Source organism: Streptomyces sp. NPDC007875 (genome assembly GCF_042868035.1).
In the GTDB taxonomy this organism is placed as follows: domain Bacteria; phylum Actinomycetota; class Actinomycetes; order Streptomycetales; family Streptomycetaceae; genus Streptomyces; species Streptomyces antimycoticus.
Genome location: NZ_JBIADZ010000026.1, coordinates 36,875 through 59,906 on the forward strand (window position 1 = coordinate 36,875; position 23,032 = coordinate 59,906).

General features: G+C 70.1%; 25 protein-coding genes and 1 pseudogene. 17 read left to right on the forward strand and 9 right to left on the reverse strand.

From position 1 onward, the window contains the following. The first annotated feature begins 35 nt into the window (after positions 1–35). The 10 genes from ACFYOY_RS37690 to ACFYOY_RS37735 all read left to right on the forward strand — a co-directional run bounded on the left by ACFYOY_RS37690 (position 36) and on the right by ACFYOY_RS37735 (position 8,198). Complete coding sequence (locus tag ACFYOY_RS37690) at positions 36–1,373, forward strand: M20 family metallopeptidase (protein WP_388592140.1); 1,338 nt, start codon at positions 36–38, stop codon at positions 1,371–1,373. Further along, the gene (locus tag ACFYOY_RS37695; protein ID WP_351901514.1) at positions 1,370–2,350 is read left to right on the forward strand and encodes a catechol 1,2-dioxygenase; all 981 of its coding nucleotides are present in this window, start codon (positions 1,370–1,372) and stop codon (positions 2,348–2,350) included. Before ACFYOY_RS37690 ends, ACFYOY_RS37695 begins: the two co-directional genes overlap by 4 nt. Beyond that, positions 2,347–3,210 (forward strand): alpha/beta fold hydrolase, encoded by an 864-nt coding sequence (locus tag ACFYOY_RS37700; protein ID WP_388592143.1) that lies wholly within the window; start codon positions 2,347–2,349, stop codon positions 3,208–3,210. Before ACFYOY_RS37695 ends, ACFYOY_RS37700 begins: the two co-directional genes overlap by 4 nt. A gap of 16 nt (positions 3,211–3,226) precedes the next feature. Next, the gene (locus tag ACFYOY_RS37705; RefSeq protein WP_351901510.1) at positions 3,227–4,009 is read left to right on the forward strand and encodes an IclR family transcriptional regulator; all 783 of its coding nucleotides are present in this window, start codon (positions 3,227–3,229) and stop codon (positions 4,007–4,009) included. Continuing rightward, a complete protein-coding gene (locus ACFYOY_RS37710; RefSeq protein ID WP_351901508.1) occupies positions 4,006–4,542 on the forward strand; it encodes a hypothetical protein in 537 nt (178 codons plus the stop codon). Before ACFYOY_RS37705 ends, ACFYOY_RS37710 begins: the two co-directional genes overlap by 4 nt. Beyond that, the gene (locus tag ACFYOY_RS37715; protein ID WP_351901506.1) at positions 4,539–4,934 is read left to right on the forward strand and encodes an acyl dehydratase; all 396 of its coding nucleotides are present in this window, start codon (positions 4,539–4,541) and stop codon (positions 4,932–4,934) included. Before ACFYOY_RS37710 ends, ACFYOY_RS37715 begins: the two co-directional genes overlap by 4 nt. 232 nt (positions 4,935–5,166) lie before the next feature. Beyond that, the gene (locus ACFYOY_RS37720) at positions 5,167–6,186 is read left to right on the forward strand and encodes an NAD(P)/FAD-dependent oxidoreductase (protein ID WP_351901504.1); all 1,020 of its coding nucleotides are present in this window, start codon (positions 5,167–5,169) and stop codon (positions 6,184–6,186) included. A 1-nt stretch (position 6,187) separates the two neighbouring features. After that, positions 6,188–6,508 carry a ferredoxin family protein gene (locus tag ACFYOY_RS37725; protein WP_351901502.1) on the forward strand — a complete coding sequence of 107 codons (321 nt, stop codon included), beginning with the start codon at positions 6,188–6,190 and terminating at the stop codon, positions 6,506–6,508. A gap of 153 nt (positions 6,509–6,661) precedes the next feature. Beyond that, positions 6,662–7,474 (forward strand): IclR family transcriptional regulator, encoded by an 813-nt coding sequence (locus ACFYOY_RS37730; protein WP_351901500.1) that lies wholly within the window; start codon positions 6,662–6,664, stop codon positions 7,472–7,474. A gap of 565 nt (positions 7,475–8,039) precedes the next feature. Further along, entirely contained in the window at positions 8,040–8,198 is a 159-nt protein-coding gene (locus ACFYOY_RS37735; protein ID WP_351901499.1) for a hypothetical protein, read from the forward strand. Between the two features lie 2 nt (positions 8,199–8,200). Here the strand turns inward: ACFYOY_RS37735 and ACFYOY_RS37740 are convergent, their stop codons facing one another. After that, complete coding sequence (locus ACFYOY_RS37740) at positions 8,201–9,157, reverse strand: ABC transporter substrate-binding protein (RefSeq protein WP_388592147.1); 957 nt, start codon at positions 9,155–9,157, stop codon at positions 8,201–8,203. 70 nt (positions 9,158–9,227) lie between these two features. Further along, a complete protein-coding gene (locus ACFYOY_RS37745) occupies positions 9,228–10,364 on the reverse strand; it encodes an LLM class flavin-dependent oxidoreductase (RefSeq protein WP_351901495.1) in 1,137 nt (378 codons plus the stop codon). 652 nt (positions 10,365–11,016) lie between these two features. On the opposite strand from ACFYOY_RS37745, the gene ACFYOY_RS37750 reads away from it, so the two are divergent. Beyond that, complete coding sequence (locus ACFYOY_RS37750) at positions 11,017–12,024, forward strand: amino acid ABC transporter permease (RefSeq protein WP_351901493.1); 1,008 nt, start codon at positions 11,017–11,019, stop codon at positions 12,022–12,024. A gap of 65 nt (positions 12,025–12,089) precedes the next feature. Here ACFYOY_RS37750 and ACFYOY_RS37755 read toward each other — a convergent pair whose 3' ends face one another. Together ACFYOY_RS37755 and ACFYOY_RS37760 are read right to left on the reverse strand one after the other, a co-directional pair. After that, positions 12,090–12,263, reverse strand: a complete 174-nt coding sequence (locus tag ACFYOY_RS37755) for a hypothetical protein (RefSeq protein WP_351901491.1) — start codon at positions 12,261–12,263, stop codon at positions 12,090–12,092. 115 nt (positions 12,264–12,378) lie between these two features. Further along, positions 12,379–12,885, reverse strand: a pseudogene (locus ACFYOY_RS37760) (flavin reductase); the annotation flags it as partial. Here ACFYOY_RS37760 and ACFYOY_RS37765 point away from each other — a divergent pair. Next, on the forward strand, positions 12,767–13,114 hold the full coding sequence (locus tag ACFYOY_RS37765; protein WP_351901489.1) for an ROK family protein: 348 nt from the start codon (positions 12,767–12,769) through the stop codon (positions 13,112–13,114). The pseudogene ACFYOY_RS37760 and the gene ACFYOY_RS37765 overlap by 119 nt on opposite strands. A 40-nt stretch (positions 13,115–13,154) precedes the next feature. Here the strand turns inward: ACFYOY_RS37765 and ACFYOY_RS37770 are convergent, their stop codons facing one another. After that, positions 13,155–14,609: a glyceraldehyde-3-phosphate dehydrogenase gene (locus ACFYOY_RS37770; protein ID WP_351901487.1), complete on the reverse strand. Its 1,455-nt coding sequence runs from the start codon at positions 14,607–14,609 to the stop codon at positions 13,155–13,157. 459 nt (positions 14,610–15,068) lie between these two features. Between ACFYOY_RS37770 and asnB the strand changes: the two genes are divergently transcribed. Then, the gene (gene asnB / locus ACFYOY_RS37775; RefSeq protein ID WP_351901549.1) at positions 15,069–16,901 is read left to right on the forward strand and encodes an asparagine synthase (glutamine-hydrolyzing); all 1,833 of its coding nucleotides are present in this window, start codon (positions 15,069–15,071) and stop codon (positions 16,899–16,901) included. Positions 16,902–16,985: 84 nt separating this feature from the next. Here the strand turns inward: asnB and ACFYOY_RS37780 are convergent, their stop codons facing one another. Further along, positions 16,986–17,645: a TetR/AcrR family transcriptional regulator gene (locus ACFYOY_RS37780; protein ID WP_351901485.1), complete on the reverse strand. Its 660-nt coding sequence runs from the start codon at positions 17,643–17,645 to the stop codon at positions 16,986–16,988. Between the two features lie 171 nt (positions 17,646–17,816). Here ACFYOY_RS37780 and ACFYOY_RS37785 point away from each other — a divergent pair, with 171 nt between their 5' ends. From ACFYOY_RS37785 to ACFYOY_RS37795, 3 genes are all read left to right on the forward strand, one after another. After that, the gene (locus ACFYOY_RS37785) at positions 17,817–18,446 is read left to right on the forward strand and encodes an MSMEG_1061 family FMN-dependent PPOX-type flavoprotein (protein ID WP_351901483.1); all 630 of its coding nucleotides are present in this window, start codon (positions 17,817–17,819) and stop codon (positions 18,444–18,446) included. A gap of 23 nt (positions 18,447–18,469) precedes the next feature. Further along, positions 18,470–19,378, forward strand: coding sequence for a PDR/VanB family oxidoreductase (locus ACFYOY_RS37790; protein WP_388592151.1), 909 nt, complete (start codon positions 18,470–18,472; stop codon positions 19,376–19,378). A gap of 76 nt (positions 19,379–19,454) precedes the next feature. Beyond that, positions 19,455–20,222 carry a siderophore-interacting protein gene (locus tag ACFYOY_RS37795; RefSeq protein ID WP_388592153.1) on the forward strand — a complete coding sequence of 256 codons (768 nt, stop codon included), beginning with the start codon at positions 19,455–19,457 and terminating at the stop codon, positions 20,220–20,222. 28 nt (positions 20,223–20,250) lie between these two features. On the opposite strand, the gene ACFYOY_RS37800 is transcribed toward ACFYOY_RS37795, so the two are convergent. From ACFYOY_RS37800 to ACFYOY_RS37810, 3 genes are all read right to left on the reverse strand, one after another. Beyond that, positions 20,251–20,853, reverse strand: a complete 603-nt coding sequence (locus tag ACFYOY_RS37800) for a DJ-1/PfpI family protein (protein WP_351901477.1) — start codon at positions 20,851–20,853, stop codon at positions 20,251–20,253. Positions 20,854–20,960: 107 nt separating this feature from the next. After that, positions 20,961–21,383, reverse strand: coding sequence for a tautomerase family protein (locus tag ACFYOY_RS37805; RefSeq protein WP_351901475.1), 423 nt, complete (start codon positions 21,381–21,383; stop codon positions 20,961–20,963). A gap of 71 nt (positions 21,384–21,454) precedes the next feature. Further along, positions 21,455–22,156 (reverse strand): SDR family oxidoreductase, encoded by a 702-nt coding sequence (locus ACFYOY_RS37810; RefSeq protein WP_351901473.1) that lies wholly within the window; start codon positions 22,154–22,156, stop codon positions 21,455–21,457. Positions 22,157–22,340: 184 nt separating this feature from the next. On the opposite strand from ACFYOY_RS37810, the gene ACFYOY_RS37815 reads away from it, so the two are divergent. Further along, positions 22,341–23,009, forward strand: a complete 669-nt coding sequence (locus ACFYOY_RS37815) for a TetR/AcrR family transcriptional regulator (protein ID WP_388592156.1) — start codon at positions 22,341–22,343, stop codon at positions 23,007–23,009. The last annotated feature ends 23 nt before the right edge of the window (positions 23,010–23,032 follow it).

The following is a 23,032-nucleotide window of genomic DNA, read 5'->3' on the forward strand; positions in this document are numbered from 1 at the left end:
CGGACCACGATGACCCAGGTCCACAGGATCAACCAGTGACCGCCGACGGCCTGGCGGGACTGGATGAGCGGCGGCGCTCCTGGACCCTGGACGCGGCCCGCCACATCAGCACCGGCCGGCTCCGCGAGCTGATCACGGGCCTGGTGAACATTCCCAGCCCGACCGGCGACGAGGGCCCGCTGGCCACCCATATCGCCGGCACCCTGCGCGCCGCCGGCTGCCACGCCGCCGTCCAGCCCCTCGACGACCGCCAGGCCAACGCCTGGGGGCGGCTGGCCGGTGACGGCACCGGCCCCGACCTCATGCTCTACGCCCCCGTCGACACCCTGACGGTGGGCGAGGAGAGCGAGGACGTGCCGTGGATCGGCCCGGAACTGCGCGAGGACATGCGCCCCGCGGCCACCGTGTACGACGACCTGGTCACCGGGCTCGGCGCCTCCAACCCCAAGGGCCACGCGGCGTGCGTGATGATGGCCATCGAGGCGATCTCGCTGGCCGGTGTCCCGCTCACCGGTGACCTGGTCGCGGCCTTCGGCGCGGGCGGGATGCCCACCAACGCCCGGCCCGTGGGCACGCGCCTCAACACCGGCCAGGGCGCCGGGTGTTCGTTCCTGCTGGAGCAGGGCGTGTGGACCGACTACGCGGTCATCGCCAAGCCCGGCTGGACCGTCTCGTGGGACGAGGTCGGACTGGTCTGGTTCGAGGTGACGGTCGGCGGCACCCACACCTACGCGGGCTCCCGCCACCGGCTCCCGTACGACAACGCCATCGCCCGCGCCGGGGAGGTGGCCGCGTACCTGGAGAAGTGGTTCGAGGGGTACGCCGAGCGGCACACCTCGAGCACGGTGGCGCCGCAGGGCATCGTCTCCTCCATCCGCGGCGGCTGGCCGCGGATGGCGGCGGTCACCCCCGCCGTGTGCACCCTCATGGTGGACCTGCGGATCAGCCCGGACATCACACCGATGCGGGCCAAGCGCGAGTTCATGGACGCGCTGGCCGCGCTGCGGACCGCCTCGTCCGGGCTCGACGTCCGGGCGGAGATGGTGCTGGCGATCCCCGGCACCCGCACCCCGCGCGAGTCGTGGATCCACCGCAGCGCCACGGCCGCCTGGGAGGCGCTGGAGGGGCGCGAGCACGAGGTGATCCCCGGCAACAGCGGCGCCACCGACGCCAACATCCTGCGCGGCCGTGGCATCCCCACGGTGCGGGTCGGCATGCCCAAGGTGGCGGAGGCGCCGTTCGAGATCGACTTCGCCCGCGGCATGAACACGGTGTCGCTCCGGGCCATGGAGAAGCTCACGCGCCATCTGATCCGCACGGCCGTGGACACCGTCACCCGGTCTCGCGACGAGCTGGAAGGAGCAGGGGCATGACCGAGATCGTCCTGGGGGTCGGAGCGTCGCACAGCACGCTGATGAACACCCACTGGGAGGAGACGTACCACAAGGACCGCGCCGAGCGGTTCCGGGACGCCCTCGGCCAGGCGCGGGACGCGCTGGCCGCGGCCCGTCCCGACACGGTGGTCCTGATCGGCTCCAACCACTTCCGGGGGTTCTGGCTCGACCTGATACCCAGCTTCACCATCGGGGTGGACGAGTGCATCGCCAGCGGCGAGTCCGGCACTCCGAAGGGCCCGCAGCCGGTGGACCGGGAGCTGGCCCTGTACCTCGCGGGCTCGCTCGTGGAGCGGTCCGGTTTCGACGTGGCGTTCTCCGCCCGGCTGCAGATCGACCACGGCCAGTCGCACGCCGTCCAGTATCTGCTCGACGGGCTCGACGTCGACCTCGTACCGCTCGTGGTGAACGTCTTCGCGCCGCCGCTGCCCACCCTGGAGCGCTGCGAACAGCTGGGCCGGGCGATCCGGGAGGCGGTCCTGGCGTTCCCCGGCGACCGCCGGGTGGCCGTCATCGGCTCCGGCGGGCTGTCCCACCGGCTGCCCTGGCCGGACTGGCGCGACCCGGACGGCGAGGACGAGGAGTTCATGGTCGGGGCCTGGCTCAACGGCCGGGAGAACTGGCAGGACTACGACGCGCGCCGCCGCGAGATCATCCGGGCCGCCGAGGCGGCGCTCAACCCGGAGTTCGACGAGGAGTTCCTGTCCTGGATGGAGCGGGGGCAGGCGCACCGCCTCACCGAATACACCACCGCGGAACTGGAGAAGGCGGCCGGCAACGGCGCCCAGGAGCTGCGCACCTGGCTGCTGATGTCCGCGCTGCTCGATCACATCCCGGGCCGGCGCCTGGCCTATGAACCGATACCCGAGTGGCTCACCGGCATGGGGGTCGCCGTCCTCGATCCCGCACAGGCCCCCGCACAGACCCCCGCGCAGACCAGCGAAAGGCAGTCATGAGCATCTGGAACGAGCTGTCGGGCATCGACTACCGGCACACCTACGTCGACACCGGCGACTTCAAGACCCGCGCCCTGCAGGCCGGTCCCGAGGACGGCGAGCATGTGGTGTTCCTGCACGGGACGACCGGCCACCTGGAGGCGTTCGTACGGAACATCCCGGCGCACGCCGAGCGCTACCGCTGCCACTCCATCGACATGCTGGGCCACGGCTACACGGGCAAGCCCGACCGCCCGGCCGAGATCCCCCTGTACGTCGAGCACCTGATGGCCTACCTGGACGCCGTCGGCGCCGAGCGCGCCCATCTGGTCGGTGAGTCGCTGGGCGGCTGGGTGGGGTCGTGGGCCGCGAGCGAGCACCCGGACCGGGTCGCCTCCCTCCAACTGCTGTGCATGGGCGGCACGAAGATCAACCCGGCGATCATGGAGCGGCTGAAGACGTCCACCAGCGACGCGGCCCTCAAGGACGACATCGCCTTCACCCGGGAGCGGCTGCGGCTGCTGTGGGCCCACTGGGACGAGGACCTGGGCGAGGAGCTGACCCAGATCCGCTACGACATCTACCACCACCCCGACTTCCAGCGGAACCTGCACAATCTGCTCGCGCTCCAGGAGCCGGAGGCCCGCGAGCGCAACCTGCTGCGGCCCGACCGCATGGGCCGGATCAAGGCGCCGACCCTGGTGGTGTGGGGCAACAAGAACCCGCTCGGCGACGTGCCGGAGGCCGAGGCCATCGCGGCCGCGATCCCCGGGGCGCGGCTGGAGGTGTTCAACGAGTGCGGCCACTGGCCGCAGCACGAGAAGGCCGATCTGTACAACCCGCTCAGCCTGGAGTTCCTCGCCGCGTCCTCGGCCACCTGATCGTGAGGTACCTGCCATGACCGTAGTCCCCATCGACCAAGCCGTCAGAACCTGTCCCGACCCGATGAACTCCGTCCTCGGCAAGGTCCGGTCCATCCTGGAGGCGTTCACCGCCGACGACGACTCGCTCTCGCTCGCCGATCTGGTGCGCCGTTCGGGAGTGGCGAAGGCGACCGTCCACCGGCTGTCCCAGGAGCTGGTCGCATGGGGGCTGCTGGAGCGGGCGGGCTGCAACTACCGGCTCGGACTGCGCCTGTTCGAGATCGGGCAGCGGGTGCACCGGCAGCGCATCCTGCGGGAGGTGGCCCAGCCGTATATGGAGGATCTGCTGCTGGCCACGCGGGAGACCATCCACTTCGCCATCCACGACGGGCTGGACGTGGTGTACCTGGAGAAGATCCTCCCCCACCGGGGGCTGAGCGAGGAGTCGCGGGTGGCGGGGCGGCTTCCGCTCTACTGCACGGCGACCGGCAAGGCGATCCTCGCCCACTCCCCCGGCAGCCTGTTCGGCGAGGTGGTCAGGAGCGGCCTCAAGCCGTTCACCCGCCACACCATCACCTCGCCGGGCCGGCTGCGCACACAACTGGACCGCGTCCGCGAGCAGGGCATCGCCACCGAGGCGGAGGAGGTCCGGCTCGGCTATATGAGCATGGCGGTCCCGGTCTTCGGCCGGCAGAACACCCTCGCCGGGGCCCTGTCGATCACGGCGCCGACGTACCGGGTGGACGCGATCGCCCACGCCAGCGCGCTGCGTACGGCGGGTCTTGGCATCAGCCGCTCGCTGAGGTCGGCGCTGTGACGGCCCCCGTCGTGTCCTCCCCCGCTCTGGAAGAGGTGCTGGCACGGGCGCGGGAGCTGATCGACCAGTGGCGGGACGAGGACTGCGGCACCCCGACGGTCAAGGACTTCTGCCGTTACGCCGCCGCCCTCAACGACGGCGAGTACATCCGCCGGGCCCGCGCCCTGGAAGCGGACGGCCGGCCCGTCGAGGCGCCCGCCCTGTTCCTCGCGGCCACCATGAGCTGGGTGGACGGCCCGCCGGAGGACGAACTGCGGCCGGATGGCCTCGCCCAGCGTGAGTCGCCGTGCACCGAGGGTCTCGCGGTGCGCCAGGTGCACGGCGGCCAGTCGGTGCGCCTGGTCCGGCCCCCGGTGGCCGGAACGCCGATCACGGCGACCCGTGCGGTCGTCTCCGCGCGGCACAAGCGCGGACGGTCGGGTGAGTTCGTCCTCCTGGGCGTGCGGACCCGGTTCCTGTCCCCCGACGGGAGCGAGCTGACGTCCGTGGACGAGACGATCGTGGTGCTCGACGCCACCGGAGGTGACCGATGACGGCGCCCGTTGCCGGGACCGAGTGTCCGCCGCGCCGGTACGCCCACACCAGTGTGCAGCTGTTCCGCTTCAGCGCCGTGTCGTGGAACGCGCACCGGATCCATTACGACGCCGCGTTCGCGGCGTCGGAGGGGTTTCCCGACCCGGTCGTGCAGTCGACGCTGCACGGCGAGATGCTCAGCCGCAGCGCCCTTGAGTGGGCCGGGCCGGGCGCCCGGCTGGAGTCGGTGGCGTGGCGCAACGTGGCCACGGCGGTGGCCGGTGAGCAGCTGACCTGGGCCGCGACGGTGTCATCGGTCGAGGGCGCACGGGTCCGCCTGGACGCGCGCATCCTCAAGGCCGACGGCTCCGAGTGCGTCACGGGGACGGTGGAGGTGACGCTCGCCGGGTGACGGCCCGGCTCGGCCGGTGCGGGAGCGGTGGGACCCAAGGCCGGCGGGGAGCCTTGGGTCCCACCGCTCCCGCGGGTCCGGGGCCCGGTGTCCGGGGCGCGGTGTCCCGGCGCCACCGGTTCCTCGCCGTGTCCCGGCCATGGTGTCCCGGCGCCACCGGTTCCTCGCCGTGTCCCGGCAGGCGGACCGATTCCATTGGACCGTGATCCGGGCCTGCCTACGCTCCTTTTCCATGAGCGTTCTCAACGTTGAGCCGGTCGCCGCGGAGGACGCGGCGGTGGTCGAGACGGACATCCTGATCATCGGCGCCGGCCCGTCGGGCCTGTACGGCGCCTACTGCGCGGGCTTCCGCGGGCTGCGTGTCGCCGTGATGGATGTGCTGCCCCAGCGGGGCGGCCAGATCAGCGCGATGTACCCGGAGAAACCGATCTTCGACATCGCCGGATTCGCCTCGGTCCGCGGCCGCGACCTGGTCGACAACCTGGTCGCGCAGGCGGAGACACACGGCACCCGCTATCTCCTCGGCCACCGCGCGACGGAGCTGTCCTACGCCGACGGCCTGCCCGTGGTCCGCAGCGACCGAGGGACGACCGTACGGGCCGGTGCGGTGGTGATCACCGGGGGCGTGGGGACCTTCACCCCCCGCCCGCTGCCGGCCGGGGAGGACTTCCTTGGTCGCGGCCAGGTGTACTTCGTGCCCGACCCCACCGCCCACGCCGGCCATGACGTGGTGGTCGTCGGCGGTGGCGACAGCGCCTTCGACTGGGCGGCCCTGCTGGCCCCCATGGCGCGCTCGGTCCGGCTGGTGCACCGCACCGCGCGGTTCCGCGCCCACCGCGCGTCGGTGGAGAAGGTCCGGGCACTCGGCATCGAGATCCTCACCGACTCCGAGGTCAGCGGCCTGTACGGCGGCGCGCTGCTGGAGGAGGTCGAGATCCGCCACCGCGTCACGAAGGACACCACGCGCCTCCCCGCGCAGACCGTGGTGGCGGCCCTCGGCTTCATCGCCGACCTCGGCCCGCTGCGGGACTGGGGCCTCACCCTGGAGGCACGCCGGATCGCCGTGGACACCCACATGGCCACCAACCTCCCCCGCGTCTTCGCGGCCGGCGACATCACCGACTACCCGGGCAAGGTGCGCCTGATCTCCGTCGGCTTCGGCGAGGCCGCCACGGCCGTCAACAACGCCGCCACGGTCATCGACCCGGAGGCGGCGCTGTTCCCCGGGCATTCCACCGAGAAGGAGAACTGACATGGCCTACGTCATCGGCGCGTCCTGCGTTGACATCATGGATCGGTCCTGCATGGAGGAGTGCCCGGTCGACTGCATCTACGAGGGCGAGCGCAAGCTCTACATCAACCCGGTGGAGTGCATCGACTGCGGCGCCTGCGAGGTCGCCTGCCCGGAGCAGGCGATCGCCGTGGACCGGAAGGCGGATCCCGAGCACCGCGCGGACAACCGGCGGTTCTTCGAGGAGGTCCTGCCCGGCCGGGACGCCCCGCTGGGCACCCCCGGTGGCGCCGGGGCGGTCGGCCCGCTGGGTGCCGACACCGCCTTGGTAGGGGGCCGGTGAGCGCACCGGACGTGGCGCTCCATCCCGTGACCCCCGCCGGATTCTGACCACTCACACCATTCCTACCAGGCAAAAAAAAATCTCTATATTGTCCATCCTCAGAACTAATGGTGTCCTTGGTCGAGGCACACCAGCGGGCGAGGAGGGCATGTCGTGACGACTGCAGCGGTCCCTCGTGGCAACGGCGAGGAAGCCCGGCCGGACGGGCGGTCCCCCAGGTCGGTCCTCGGCAAGGTCGGGCTCATCCTGTCCGCCTTCGGCGACGGCGACCTCGCCCTCAGCCTCACGGAGCTGACGGCGCGCACCGGGGTCGCCAAGGCCACGGTGCACCGGCTCTGCCAGGACCTCGTCGCCTGCGAAATGCTGGAGCGGGACGGCTCGGACTACCGGCTCGGCCTGCTGCTGTACTCGATCGGCCTGCGCGCGCCCCGGCAGCGCACCCTGCGCCACGCCGCACGGCCGGCCCTGGAGAACCTCGCGCAGGCCCTCGACAGCCCGGTGAGCCTGTCCGTGCCGAACGGCAGCGACCTGCTGTGCATCGACAACGCGGGCCGCCACCGCAACCGGGCCGGTGCCTCGATCGGCGGACGGCTGCTCCAACTGCACAGCACGGCCCCGGGAAAGCTCACCCTGGCCCTGCTGCCCGAGCAGTACCCGCTGGCGCGGCTGGCCCCCCATATGCGCCGGATGACCGCCCGCACCCTCACCGCCGACCGGCTCCCGGGCGAACTCGTCCGCATCCAGGAACAGGGCTACGCCACCGACTGCGAGGAACACCGGCTCGGCTATTCCGCCGTGGCCGTGCCCGTGCGCGGGCCGCGGGACGGCGCCTACCTGGGCGCGCTGTCGGTCGTCGCCCCCACGGCACGCCAGAACGTGCCCCGTACGCTCGCGGCGCTGCGGACCGCCTCGGAGACCGTCACCACCCGGCTTTCGGTGATCGAGGCATACCGCACCGAGCCGTAGCCCCCAGTTCGTCCGTGGATCAGCGGCCACCAGCCTTCCTTTAAGACGCTATTGGTTCGCAAGAAAAATGAACAACCGCCTCTTGTTCGAGGTAACCGAACTAAACGAAGGTGTTGGGCGAGGCGAACACGCCCGACGTCGATGTGGCACGAGCGAAGCAGGCGGCCGCCGACAGCGTCCACCCCGTGGCGGCCGGCGGCGACGACTTCGCTCCCGCCGCCCTCGCCGCCAAGGCGCAGGCCGTCGTCTTCAGCGGTATATCGCCCGAGCGCGCCGCACGCTGCGCCCGCGCACTCGCCGACGCGGGCTTCACCGGACCGCGCCTGGGCACCTGGCACATCATGCGCCCGGGCTTCCTCCAGCAGGCCGGAACCGCAGGCCAGGACCGGCTTTTCGGCACCCCCTTCACCGACCCCGGCAGCGTGTCCCGCACCTTCCGGACCGCCTACCGCGCGAGATGCGGCACGGCACCCGGACGCTGGTCCCCGGAGGCGTACGACGCCGTGGGGCCGGCCGCACGCGCCCTGGAGGAGCTGGGCGGAACGCGCGACATCGAACCCGGGGCGTGGCCCAGCGCCTGCTCCACGTCACCTACCGGGGACTCGCCAAAACCCTCCGCTTCACCACCGACAGCACCCGAGCCGTGGAGGGCACGGGGTACTTCCTGTTCCGGGCGAAGAGGAGCACCTTCCGATTCCTGGGACGCAACGGCCAGGTCACGTGAGCTCAGGTGTGCTCGGCCGGGTTGATCCGCGACGCGTCGATGGCGGAGGCGCTGGTGCCCCACTTCTTGAGGATCCGGGCGTAGGTGCCGTTCTCGATCAACTCGTTGACCGCGGCCTGGAAGGCGCGGGTGAGCAAAGAGCCCTTCTTGAAGGCGAAACCGACGTCGAGGCGGTGGTACTCGCCGAGGAAGGAGGTATGGGCGGCGGACTGGGCGGCTTGGTAGCGCAGCCCGTTGATGGTGGACATGACGACGTCGATGCGGCCTTGCTGCAGGGCCGTGAGGACGGCTCCGTTTTCCGCGTAGACCTTCACGTCGTACGGCTTCTTCCCGGCCTTGGCGCATACCCCCTTCTGCCGGGTGAGGGTCGCCTCGAAGGTGGTGCCGGCCCCGGTGCCGATGGTCAGCCCGCACAGCTCGGTCAGATCGGTGACCTTCCGGCTGAGCGCCGTGCCACCCTTCTTGACCGCGAAGCCCTGACCGTCGTTGATATAGGTGACGAAGTCGATGGTCTTCAGACGCTCGGCGGTCACGCCGAAGTTGCCGGTGCCCACGTCGAACTTGCCGCTGCCGAGGGCGGGCAGGATCGTCTCGAAGGAGGCGTCCTGGCGTTCCAGCCTGACGCCGAGCACCTTGGCCACCGCGTCCGCGATGTCGATGTCCTGGCCCGCGGGATTCTTGTCCGGGCCGTTCGGGTAGTACGCGCCCGGCGGAAACCCGATCGAGCTGCCTATTCTCAGGGTGCCGGACCTGGCGACGCCGGTGGGTAGCAGGGCGGCGACGGAGTCCACCTTCCGTACGACGGCGACCGGGTCGTCGGTGGGCGCGGGAGAGGCCTGGGCTCCCGCCGGCGTTGTGCCGTCCGTGCCACCGGAGCCGCCGCAGGCGGTCAGCGCCAGGAGTGACAGCAGCGTCAGCGCGGCGATGCGCGGCCGGGTTCTGGTCCCGGGGTGGTTCACAGCTGAGGGCCTTTCCGTTCTGCGCCGTGGTGGCGGCGATAGGAATACACGTGTGGCTGTGCGACGGAGGTCATCCGCGCACGGCGGCCAGGGTCTGCGCGCCACGCGCCGCACGCTCGGCATCACGCTTGGCGACCTCCTCACGGACGATCGGGATCACGTGCCGGCCGAAGTCGATGGCGTCGCCCAGGAGGTCGTAACCGCGGGCGGAGAGGATGTCGACGCCGAGGTCGTAGTAGTCGAGGAGGGCCTGGGCGACCGTCTCGGGGGTGCCGACCAGGGCGTTGGAGTTGCCCGCCCCACCGGTCGCCGCGGCGGTCGGTGTCCACAGCGCGCGGTCGTAGCGCTCCCCCGCCTCGGCGATGGCGATCAGCCGCTGTGAGCCGGAGTTCTGCGGGTGCGCCTGCCCGGTGTGGCGCCTGGTGACCGGCTCGCCGCTCGCCTTGCGGGCCTCGATGGCGCCCACCGTGCGGCGGGCCTTCTCCCAGGCCAGTTCCTCGGTCGGGGCGATGATCGGACGGAACGCCACCTGGATGCGCGGGACGTCGGTGCGGCCCGCGGCCTTCGCGGCGACCTTCACCGCCTCGATCTGCTCGGCGGTCTTCTCCAGGGGCTCGCCCCACAGGCAGTAGATGTCGGCCTCGGCGCCCCCCGCGGCGTACGCGGCGGGGGACGATCCGCCGAACGAGATGTCCGGGCGGGGCTGTTGGGCCGGGAACACGTCACTGACGAAGTCATGGAAGCGGTAGTGCTCGCCCTCGTGGTCGAAGGGCTCGTGAGTGGTCCAGATCTTCCTGACGATCTGGATGTACTCGCGTGTGCGGGCGTAGCGCCGGTCCTTGGTGAGCGTGTCGCCCTCACGGCCCTGTTCGTGGTCGTTGCCGCCGGTGATGAAGTGCACGGTCAGCCGCCCCTCGCTGATCTGGTCGAGAGTGGCGAAGGTCTTGGCGGCGAAGGTCGGATACGACACGTTGGGCCGGTGGGCGAGCAGGATCTGGAGCCTGTCCAGCCTGCTCGCGATGTACGCGGCGGCCGGCGCGGGGTCGGGCGATCCGGATCCGTAGGCGAACAGCACCCGGTCCCAGCCATGGTCCTCGTGGGCCCTGGCAAGCCGGAGTGTGTACTCCTTGTCGAATGCGCCAGCGGAGCGCGCGGTGGTCTCGGAACCGTCATGGGTCGCGGCGATGCCGAGGAATTCCACGGGCATGGGAATGGCCTTTCGGGAGGACAGGGGGCCGCACGCGGACAGGCCGGACGGGCCCATCGCATGGCCGTACGTGACGGCAGCGGGGAAATGTCACTGGCTGGAGCAGGCGTGACGACTCCGGGGCGTCAGGAGAAGGGGTGGCGGCAGCGTGTGTCCGGGCGCTCGCAGGGCCGTGTCCGAACGCGGGTCAGCGCCCGCGTACGGCGGTGATACGACGAGAGAGCTCGGCCCGCGACGGGGTCACCGAGGGAGGGAAGGGCCGGTCAGACAGCCCGCTGCCGAGTCAGGCGCAACAAGCGGCCGACCACACCCGGCCGAAGTCGATGTGGCCACGGGTGACCAGGCGCTGCTCGGTATTCATGGGAGCAATTAGGCAGTACACAACGCTTCTCGTCAACCACCGCCCGCATTCCGGACCGCGTTGACCAGTTCCCACGTGTTCTTGACAGATGCATGCGCTGGCTACTTACGATCGGAGACGGATGGGCCCGCCGCGCGCGGAGCCCTGTCCGGCCGCGTTGAGGGACGCGGTGAGCGTGATGACGCCGAGCCCGGCCGCACCGTACCCGCGTACCGCCTTCTCGGGTGTCCGTGTGCGCGTGCCACCGGGCTGTCGCCGACGCCCGTGCCCCCTCACCCGGAGAGCCTCCCGATGGCCACGCCTTCCCATACCACCGCTCCCGACGCGGTGCCCGTCCCCGTCGACAAGCGCCCCGATACGGGCGCCGCCCCCGGTCCCGGCGACCTGCCGCGGATCGTGCCGCGCCGACGCATCGGCCGCTGGCTGACCGCCACAGCCGCGCTGCTGGTCTTCGCGATGGTGGTCAACTCCGTTGTGCGCAATGACGCTTTCCAGTGGGACGTGGTGGGCCGGTACTTCACCACCAGCGCCGTGCTCGACGGACTGCTGCTGACCCTGTGGCTGACCGGCGCGGTGATGGTGCTCGGTTTCCTGCTCGGCATCCCGCTGGCGGTGATGCGGCTGTCCACCAACCCCGTGCTGTCCACTCTGAGTTGGGGCTATGTGTGGATCTTCCGCTCCACGCCGCTGCTGGTGCAGCTGCTGTTCTGGTTCAACATCGGCGCTCTGTACCCGACACTCGGCCTCGGCGTCCCCTTCGGCCCGCAGTTCGTCACCGTCAAGACGGTCAACCTGCTCGGCCCCACCCTCACCGCCGTCATCGGGCTGACCCTGCACGAGGCCGCCTACGCCACTGAGGTGATACGCGGCGGCATCCTGTCCGTGGACTCCGGCCAGACCGAGGCCGCCCAGGCACTCGGGCTCAGCAAACGGCGCACACTGCGCCGGATCGTCATTCCGCAGGCGATGCGTTCCATCGTGCCGACCGCTGGAAACATGCTGATCGGCACGCTCAAGGGCACCAGCATTGTCAGCGTGCTGGCCGTGCACGACCTGCTGTACTCGGTGCAGCTGGTCTACAACCAGACCTACCAGGTCATCCCGCTGCTCATGGTGGCGACCCTCTGGTACATCGCGGTCACCACCGTGCTGAGCGCGGGACAGTTCTACGTCGAGCGGTACTACGCGCGGGGAACCGCGCGGGCGCTTCCGCCCACCCCGCTGCAACGGCTGCGCGCCCGTGCGGCCGCCGTCCCGCGCGGCCGGTCGCGCGCCACGACAGCCAAGACCGGCGTCTGACGCCGTGGCCCGGCCGGCCACCAAGGCCGGACGGGCCCATGCGGTACCCCACCGCGTCGCCCGGTTCAGGACCGGGTGCCCTCCGGCACCAGGGGTGTGGCGTCGAGACGGTGGAACGCGCGGTTGAAGTAGACGAGGCTCTGCCCGCCCGAGCGGGTGCGGATCCGCTCGATGTCGACGAAGAGCACACTGTGGGAGCCCATCGGGACGGCGTATGTGATCGTGCCGAGGGCGCTCACCAGGGGGTCCTTCAGGACCGGCACATCGTGGGCACGGTCCCGGACGTCCCAGGTCGAAGCGCTCGGCCATCGGCACCTTCGTGGCCCCGGCGAAGTGCAGGGCCAGTCCCTGCTGGGCGCCGCCGAGCACATTGGCGCAGATCCTTCCGTTGGCCCGGAGCACATCGTGCATGGCGCTGCCGCGGTTGACGCAGACCAGAACGGTCGGCGGATCGTCGGTCACGGAGCAGACCGCGCTGACGGTGATGCCACAGCGGCCGTTCGGGCCGTCGGTGGTCAGGGTGTTGACGGCCGCCGGGAGATGCGCCATCGCCTCCCGGAACTGGGACCGGTCGGGGTCACGGCGGTGCCCCTCCTCTCCTGGTTCGGTTCGGATTCGCTCGAGCGGTCGCGGTGCTCTCAGGTGAGCGTCAGCGCATGTACAGGCCGCCGTTGGGGTCCCAGCCCTGCGCGGCCTCGGCATCCCCGAGTCGACCGACGACGACCCTCCGTACGGCACCCGGGTGCTCGCCCAGCGCGTCGCCGACAGCGACCCGGCCGCCCCGCACGCCGTACGCCAGGCGGCCACGGAGGTCGGGGAGGTGGTCGCCGTACTGGTCCACATGTTCAATCCGCGCAGCATCATCCTGGCCGGTCCGCTGAGCGCACTCCGCGACGACCTCGTCTCCGCCGTACGAGCCGCCGTGCACCAGCGCGCCCTCCCCCTGGCCACCCGCAAGCTGACCATCACGGCGACACAGCTCAAGGGCCGCTCCGGGCTCCACGGTGGCATCGCCCTCGCCGCGCGGGACGTCTTCGGGCCGGCGGGCATCGCACGGCTGCTGGCCGACGAGCCCGGAGCGGAGGGATAGGCGGGCCGGGGAGCCCGCCGAGGTCGTCGGCGGCGGAGCGTCAGGCCACCGGGGCCGGGTAGGTCGGGTACTCCACCCCGGAGACGTACTGGACGACGCGGATGACCTGGCAGGAGTAGCCGAACTCGTTGTCGTACCAGAGGTAGAGGATCGCGTTGTCGCCCTCGACCTTGGTGGCACCGGCGTCGACGATCGAGGCGTGGCGCGATCCGATGAAGTCGTTGGAGACCGCGTCGGGGGCGCTGGTGAAGTCGATCTGGCGCTTGAGCGGCGAGGTCAGGGACACATCGCGCAGATGGTCCAGGACCTCCTCGCGGGTGGCCTCGCGCGCGAGTTGCAGATTGAGGATGGCGATCGAGACATCCGGCACCGGGACGCGGATCGAGCTGCCGGTGATCTTCGCCTTGAGGTCGGGCAGGGCCTTCGCGACAGCGGAGGCGGCACCGGTCTCGGTGATGACCATGTTGAGCGGCGCCGAGCGGCCACGGCGGTCGGACTTGTGGTAATTGTCCAGCAGGTTCTGGTCGTTGGTGAACGAGTGGACGGTTTCCACGTGGCCGCGCAGGACGCCGTACTCATCCGCCATCGCCTTCAGCGGCGGGACGATGGCGTTGGTGGTGCAGGACGCGCAGGACAGGATCTGCTCGTCCGGCTTGATCGTGTCGTGGTTGACGCCATGGACGACATTGGGCACATCGCCCTTGCCCGGCGCGGTCAGCACCACCTTGTCGATACCGGGGCGCAGATGCTTCGACAGCCCTTCGCGATCGCGCCACTTGCCGGTGTTGTCGATGAGGATGGCGTCCTTGATGCCGTACGCCGTGTAGTCCACCGACGTCGGGTCGTCGGCGTAGATCACCTTGATCTCGTTGCCATTGGCGATGATCGTGCTGTTCGCCTCGTCAACGGTGATCGTGCCCTGGAACTGGCCGTGGATGGAGTCGCGGCGCAGCAGCGAGGCACGCTTGACGAGATCCTCACCGGCCCGGCCACCGCTCCCGCGGACGACGATGGCACGCAGCCGCAGGCCGTTACCGGACCCGGCCTTCTCGATGAGGAGGCGGGCGACGAGGCGGCCGATGCGGCCGAACCCGTAGAGGACGACATCGCGTCCCTCACGGCACTCGATCTTGTTGGCACCCGTGGCACCGGCGACGGCCTCGGCGGTGAACTCCTCCACCGAGAGACCGCGGTCGTCGGCCCGGTGCGTCTCGGCGAGCATGCCGATGTCGATCTGGGAGGGGCCGAGGTCGAGCGCGGTGAGCGCCTGCAGGAAGGGCAGGGTGTCGGTGACCGAGAGTTCCGCACCGGCGATCTGGCGGGCGAATCGGTGGGTCTTGAGGATGCTGACGACCGACTTGTTCACCAAGGAGCGGCTGTGCAGCAGGACCGTGACGTCCCGCTCCCGATGCAGCTTCCCGATGACGGGGATCATCGACTCCGCGATCTCCTCGCGGTGCTTCCAGTTGGTGAACGAGTCCTCGTTGAGAGTCACAAATCCATCTTTCGAGCTAGGTGGCGCTCATATGCTAACCCCCCAGGTCACGGAGCCACCCGGCACCCCCGACGGCGACCAGTGAGCGATCCTCGGCCTCGCCTCGATGGCCATCTCGGCGAACGCGATGGTCTCCCGGCGGCCAGATCGGCCCGGGTGGCGCGAAGCCCGTCGAAGTACGCCCGCGGGTGACGGTGCCTCGGCTCGCCGAGACCGACCCTCTTTCGTATACGGCCCGGTGTTTCACTTATGAATTGCGACGTGGATATCGGCCGTAAAATAGGAATTTAGTGGGCGACGTTTTTCGGCCAGCGACCACCGCGAAACTTACCATTAACAGGAATTTACCAGTGAGAAATACCACTCCCCCAGGGATCAGCGCCCGGTAGCGATCCGCCTCCGGAGAGGTAGATGGTTTTCACAGGCAACCATCTCTGCTGAGTGAAAGGGATGATCACTGTGTGCGGCATCACCGGCTGGGTCTCCTACCGCCGCGATCTGACCTCCCACCGCCAGGTCCTCGACGCCATGACGGAGACCATGGCCTGCCGAGGCCCGGACGCGGCCGGAGCGTGGGTGACCGGCAGGGCTGCGCTCGGCCACCGCAGGCTGGCCGTCATCGACCTGCCCGGCGGGGCACAGCCCATGACCGTCGACACCGCCGACGGTCCCGTGAGCATGGTCTACTCCGGTGAGGCGTACAACTTCACCGAACTGCGCGACGAACTGCGCCGCAGGGGCCATGGCTTCACCACCGACTCCGACACCGAGGTCGTCCTGCGCGGCTACGTGGAGTGGGGCGAATCCCTCACCGAGAAGCTGAACGGCATGTACGCCTTCGCCATCTGGGACTCCCGCACCGAGAAGCTGGTGATGGTCCGGGACCGGATGGGCATCAAGCCGTTCTACTACTACGAGACCGACGACGGCGTCCTTTTCGGATCCGAGCCCAAGGCCATCCTCGCCAACCCGCTCGCCGCCCCCGAGGTCGGCGTCGACGGGCTGCGGGAAATCTTCTCCTTCGCCAAGACACCGGGGCATGCGATCTGGAAGGGCATGAAGGAGCTGCGCCCCGGCCACATCGCCGTCGTCGACCGCAATGGACTTCGCGAGCAGGCGTACTGGCGTCTGGAGGTCTCCGAGCACACCGATGACCAGGACGCGACCGTCGCCCATGTGCGGGAGCTCCTGGAGGACATCATCGCCCGGCAGCTCGTCGCCGACGTGCCCCGCTGCACCTTGCTCTCCGGGGGGCTCGACTCCTCGGCGATGACCTCGCTCGCCGCCCGCAAGCTCGGCGAGCACGGCGAGACCGTCCGCAGCTTCGCCGTGGACTTCCCCGGGCAGGCGGAGAACTTCCGCGCGATCGATGTGGCGCCCAGCGTGGACACCCCGTATGTGCACGCCGTGGCCGAGCATGTGAAATGCGACCACCGGGACATCATGCTCGACGGCTCCGCCCTGTCCGACCCGGCCGTCAGGCAGGCGGCCATCGCGGCCAGGGATCTGCCCACCGGGCTCGGCGACCGGGACAACTCGCTCTACCTGCTGTTCAAGGCCGTTCGCGAACAGTCGACCGTGGCCCTGTCGGGCGAGTCGGCCGATGAAGTCTTCGGCGGCTACCCGTGGTTCCACGACGAGCGGCGCGAGGCCGACACCTTCCCGTGGCTCGCCGGAGGAGCGACGCTCGGCGACACCAAGAGCCTGCTGTCCCAGGACCTCACCGAGAAGCTCGACCTGGACACCTACCTCCGCGACCACTACCTCAGCGCCCTGGACGAAGTCCCCCTCAAGGACGGTGAGACCGGCCTGGAGAAGCGCATGCGGCAGGTCTGCTACCTGCACCTCACCCGCATGGTCAATACCCTGCTCGACCGCAAGGACCGGATGAGCATGGCCGTCGGCCTGGAGGTCAGGGTGCCGTTCTGCGACCACCGCCTGGTCTCCTACGTCTTCAACACCCCCTGGTCGCTGAAGACATTCGACGGGCGGGAGAAGAGCATCCTGCGCGAGGCCACCCGCGATGTGCTGCCCGAGTCCGTGGCCAACCGCAAGAAGAGCGGTTACCCCGGCAGCTTCGACCCCGCCTATCTCTCCGCCATCAAGCAGCAGGCGGGCGATCTCATCACCTCGGGACACCAGGCCCTCGAACTGTGCCGCGCCGAGACGCTGAAGGAGGCGATCGCCGCACCGGCGGAGGACATCACCACCCAGCAGCGCGCCACCATCGAACGCGCCCTGGACCTGGCGACATGGATGGACCTGCGCAAGCCCACCATCACGCTCGACTGACACCCGCGGTTCGACCACGCCGAGACAGAGACGGACGGGGACCTGGCCCACCAGGTCCCCGTCCGTCGTCCCGGTGGCCTCGCATCAGACCCCCTCGCGCGCCGGAGGTTCCGTGGCCCCGGACGGCGCGGCCGTGAGGTAGCGGGTGAGCATCGCGACGAGTTCGTTCTCCAGCCGGGTGGTGTCGATGGAGTCGGGCGCCGCGATGAGCACGTGGACGACGAGCTCGACCGTGGACACGATGAGCCGGGCGGCGACGTAGGTGTCCTCGACCCGGACCTCGGGATGGCGCTCGAGCAAGTCCTGGGTGTAGGCGACCCGCTCCCGCTCCTGGCGGGCGATCTTCTCGAACAACTCCGGGGAGCGGGGGGCCTGTTCGCCCATGACGCGGAGCAACTGCGGGTCGTCGAGGTGGTTCTCGATCACGGTCCGCGCGAAACCACGGAGGATCTCCTCGATGGAATCGGGCTCCTCCTCGTCCTGGCGGTCCCGGATGGCGGCCGCCCCGGCATCGAGATGACGGGCCACCAGCTCGGCCAGGATCGCATCCTTGTTCGGGTAGTACTGGTACAGCGAGCCGATCGAGATCCGTGCGTGCTCGGCGATGCGGTTGGTGGTCCCGGCGGCGTAGCCGTATTCGGCGAAAATGTGAGCAGCGGCCGTGAGGATGCGCTGCCGGGTGAGCTCGGCCCGGGCCTGGCGTGGCTGTTTACGTGGCTGAAGTCCGCGACGGCCGGTCGTCATGACACCTCCTGGGCGGCGCCGGGAAAGCGAGTGGCGCAAGACCTGAGTAATTACTCACAATGGTGCCATGAACTGCGGCGGAGCGGTGAACCACCGTCGTCGGCAGGGAGCGGGAGGCAACCGGCACGGCCCCCGCGCGCCCGCCGCTCCCCCCTCCCGGAAGGAGTCTTCGTGACGCAGACCAGCACCCGCCCCCGGCGGTTGTCGCCGGCCGAGGTCCACGCCCTGCTCGGGGAGCCCGAAGCCATGGTCAAGGGCAAGAAGCTGGACCATATCGACCAGCACTTCCGCTTCTTCATCGCGCATTCCCCCTTCCTGACCCTGGCCACGGCGGACGCGGCGGGGCGCGCCGACTGCTCGCCCCGTGGCGACTACCCGGGGTTCGTGAAGGTCCTCGACCACCGCACGCTCGCGATTCCCGACCGCCCCGGCAACAAAATCGCCGACTCCTTCCGCAACCTCGCCGAGAACGACGGGATCGGGCTGCTCTTCCTCATCCCCGGACTGCGGGAGACCCTGCGGGTCAACGGCCGCGCCTACCCCACCGACGACCCCGATGTGCTCGCCCGGATGCAGACCGAGGCCAAGGATCCGGTGCTGGCGATCGTCGTCGAGGTGGCGGAGGCGTACTTCCACTGTGGTCGCGCGCTCATCCGCTCCCGGCTGTGGGATCCCGCGAGCCAGGCCCTGGCCGACGAGATGCCGTCGGTCGGTGAGATCGCCGCCGCCCAATTCGGGATGGACATCGACCCGATGGCGCTCACACACGCTCTCGAAGAGGGCTACCGGAAACTCTACTGACCACGGCGCAAGGTGAATCAACGATGCAACAGACCGTCGTCGACCACATCGAGCAGGTCGCCGAAGACGTCGTCTCCCTCGTCCTGCGGGGCACCACCGGTCCGCTGGCGCCCTGGGAGCCGGGGGCCCATATCGACCTGGCCCTGCCGAACTGGCTGACCCGGCAGTATTCGTTGTGCGGCGACCCGGCGGACCGGGAGTCCTATCGCGTCGCGGTGCGGCACGACCGCCTCAGCCGGGGCGGTTCGGAGTACGTCCACCGGTTTCTGCGCCAGGGCCGCAATCTCGACGTGTCGCTGCCGCGGAACCATTTCCCGCTCCTCCCCGCGCCGGAGTATCTCTTCCTCGCCGGCGGGATCGGCATCACCCCGATCCTGCCGATGCTGCGGGCTGCGGTCACCTCGGGCGTCCCGGCGTCGCTCGTGTACGTGGGACAGTCGGTGGCGTCCATGCCCTTCACCGACGAACTGCGCTCCTCCTACGGCGATCGGGTACGGATCGTCGCCACCCGAGAGCAGGGCAGGCCGGACTTCGCCGCTCTGGGAGCCGAGCTGAGCCCCGGTGCCGTGGTCTATGCCTGCGGCCCCGGGCCGATGCTCGACGCGGCCGAGGCCATGTTCCCGGCCGGGCGGCTGCATACGGAGCGGTTCCGCCCGGTGCCCAGGTCGTTCGCCCCCAACACGGCGTTCGAGGCAGTGTGTGCGCGGTCGGGGCGGACGGTTCAGGTGCCGCCCGACGAGTCGCTGCTGGACGCCCTGACCCACGCCGGATATCCCGTGGCGTCCGCATGTCGCGAAGGGGTCTGCGGCAGTTGCGAACTCGCCGTTGTCGACGGCGAGCCCGAGCACCGGGACGACATCGGCGCACCCGCGGGCCGGATGTACGCCTGTGTGTCCCGCGCCCTGTCCCCGCGGCTCGTCGTGGACCTGTGACACCACGGCGAGCGGACTCGAACCGAAGGCGAGGAAAGACGTGCTGCCCAAGGTGCGCACACCCGAATCACGGCGAATGATCACGCTGGAGGTACGCGGGAACACCAGCCTGACACCCGGTTTCTCGACCATCACGCTCGGCGGCCCGGAACTGGAGCATCTGAAGCCCGCGGGCTTCGACCAGACCGTGCGGCTGTTCTTTCCCCGCGAGGGGCAGGACAGGCTGAGAATGCCGAAGCTCTCCAGCGAGGCGTGGATGGCGGAGATTCTCCTGCTGCCGAAGTCACGCAGGCCCTGGGTGCGCAACTTCACCATCCGCCGCGCCCGGCCCGAACTCGGCGAAGTGGACATCGAGTTCGCCCTGCACGGCGACACCCCGGCCTCCGCATGGGCCCGGCGCGCCCGGCCCGGAGACCCGGCGGGCATCTTCGACATGGGCGTGACCTACCTGCCGCCTGCTCATGCCGAATGGCAGCTGCTCGCCGGGGACGAGAGCGCCGTGCCGGCGATCCTCGCCATCCTCGAACACGCTCCGGCGTCGCTGGCCGCGGAGGTCTTCCTGGAGGTGCCGGAGACCGCCGACATCCGCGCGGACATCACCGCTCCCGAAGGCGTACGGGTGCGGTGGCTGGCCCGGGACGGCGTGGACGCGCTGCCCGGCAGGCTGGCCCTCGACGCGGTCAAGACGTCGTCGCTGCGGCCCGGCCGGTTCTACACCTGGGTCGCCGGGGAAGCCGGGCTGGCCACCGGGGTGCGCCGCCATCTGGTGCAGGAACGCGGCGTGCCCAAGCCGGACATCGCGTTCTTCGGGTACTGGCGGCACGGCCGCTCGAGCCCCGGCTGACCCCTGCCGCTCCGCCGGTGCGGTGTGCTCACACCGGTGGCTGCGGGTCGTACTGGATGCCACGTCGTACCTGACGTGCGCGCTCCGGCGAGGCCAGCCGGGCGACCAGGTGAAGAGCCATGTCGATACCGGCCGAGACCCCCGCGGAGGTGATCACGTCACCGTCGTCGACGAACCGCTCGTCGGCCCGTACGTCGATCGTCGGGTCGAGCTCCGCGAGCAGGTCCAGCGACCCCCAATGCGTGGTCGCGGGCCGCCCGGCCAGCAGCCCGGCCGCCGCGTAGACCAGCGAGCCCGTGCACACGCTGGTCATCAGGGGAACCGATCGCCGCTGGGACCGGACCCACTCCAGATGCTGCTCATCTTTCAGCTGGGGCCGGGTCCCCCGGCCGCCGGGGTGCAGCAGCACATCCAGTGCGGGCAGGTCGGCCATCGCCTGATGCGCCTCGACGGTGAGCCCCTTCGCGCAGGTCACGGGGTTGCCGTCGGCGGAGAGGCAGAACACCTGCCACCCGTCCTCGGCGAAGGTGCGCGTCCAGTACGACAGCACCTCCCATGGGCCGATGGCGTCGAGCTCTTCCACATCCGGGAACAGCAGGATCCCGATCTTCCGCGTATCTGCATGGGCCATACCGTGATCCAACCAGACCCGCCCCCACTCGGCCATGGGATCTCCCGCGAGGCCGCCGATCACCGTCGGCGGCCTCGCGCTGCCGTGGTGCTGTCACGGTCGGCCGATCAGTACGGCAGCGGCCGGTTCTCACGCGCCCAGACCTGTTCCGCTTCGCTGCGCGTTGGCGGAGGCGCCATCCCGTCGATCATCCAGAGATCCCGGGGCGTCTCGTCGATGTGGAACTCGCAGTACAGCCCGCGGTCCCGGGTGTGAGGGGCCAGCACGCGGTCCAGCCCCTCGACGGACCTCTTCCTCGTGTCGGGGTCCGACAAGTGGCGGGCGATGTGCTCGACCACGACCCTGACGGTGCGGTTCGACGGCTCGCCGCCGACCAGGAACGAGGACTCCGGGATGTCATGGAAGAGGGTGACGACGTAGAACTTCGGCAGACCGACCTGGGTGTAGTAGTCCGTGACGTCCGCGGCGAACTGCCGCTTCTGCTCGGCGGAATAGGCGTCGACCGGATGGTAGATGTGCCACAGGGGCATGGCTCGCTCCTTCGAAGACGATGATGGTGGCCATAGGCAACGGTGGTGACCGGTGGAGGTCGCCGTGGCGGTCAGCTACCGAGGGGGACGGTGAGGCCCTCCACCGGCCCGGCGAGCGCCGCCTTCATCTGCCGGGTCACGTCGTCGACGAGCACCTCGCCGGCGCCGTCCTCGATGCCGTCCAGAACCGCCCCGGCCACTTCGGCGGGTGAGAGCTTCTGGCCCGGAATTCCGGCGACCATGTCGGTGTCGGCGAAACCGAGGTGCACACCGACGACCTGGGTCCCCTGCGGCGCCAGCTCGACCCGGAGGGAGTTCGTCATCGACCACAGCGCGGCCTTCGAGGCGCCGTAGGCGGCCGCGCCGGCGCCCCAGGACAGCACGGAGTGCATGTCGACCAGTGCGCCACCGCCATTCGCCCGCAGGGCCGGGGCGAAGCCACGTGCCACCCGCAGCGCCCCGAAGACATTCGTTTCGAACGTCGCCACCACATCGGTCATGTCCGCCGTCAGCAGCGGCGAGGGCAGCAGCACCCCCGCGTTGTTGATGACGATGTTCACATCCGCGGCCCGGTCGGCGAGGGCCGCGACCGCGTCCGCGTCGGTGACATCCAGGGAAACGGCCTCGACCCGCGGGTCCTCGCTGGGGCTGGGCTTCCGCGCGGTCGCGTAGACCTTCGCCGCGCCACGCTCGAGCAATGCCTCCACGAACGCCTTGCCGATGCCACGTTGACCTCCGGTCACCAGCACCACGGAACCATCGATCGCAACCATGTCGGACCCTCCTTGTCCAAGAGCGCGCTCGAACCGGCAGGGGCGGCGGACCGTGAGGCCGCCGTCTCTGCGGTGCGCTAAAATAGATTATTAGCATCATCTATAACGGGTCGCAAATATCATCGGTGCGGTACCGGCATCCCGTACCCGAGTCCGGCAACCTACGCAGAAGGAAGTACCGACCATGCCCCGAGCATCCCGAGCCGAGGCCGAGCGCCACCGCGAGCAGGTGATCGCGGCCACCGCGAAGCTGGTGCGCACCCACGGCGCCGACAAGGTGAGCGTTCCCCAGGCGATGGCGGCGGCGGGTCTGACGCACGGCGGGTTCTACCGCCACTTCGCCTCGAAGGACGATCTGATCGCCCAGGCGTGCTCGGCCGCGTTCGCCGAACGTCTCGCGGCCATGGATGACCTCGCCGAGGGCGAGGACGCGGGCCCTGACGCGGGCGAAGACACGGGCGAGGAGCGCGGCCGCGGCGCCCGCGCGGCCTTCCTGGCGGCCTATCTGTCCACCCTCCACCGCGACAACCCCGCGCTGGGGTGCGCCGCCGCGGCACTGGCGGTGGACGCCGCGCGCGCGGAGCCCGGCGACCCGCTGCGGCGGGCCTACACCGATGGCATGCGCAACCTGGTCGACGCAATGGAGCGACTCACCAGGAAGTCCGGCGCCGACTCGCCGGACGAAAGGACGATTCTGGTCGAACTGTCCAGCATGATCGGGGCGTTGGTCCTGTCACGGGCCTGCGCGGGCGACGACCTCTCGGACCGCATCCTGACCGCCGTACGCGACCACGTCCTCGGCGACGATGGGCGCACCCCCGAAGAGAAGGGCTCGTCCGAAGCCGCCGAGTGAAGCGCGTGCTCGCGTCACGGGGG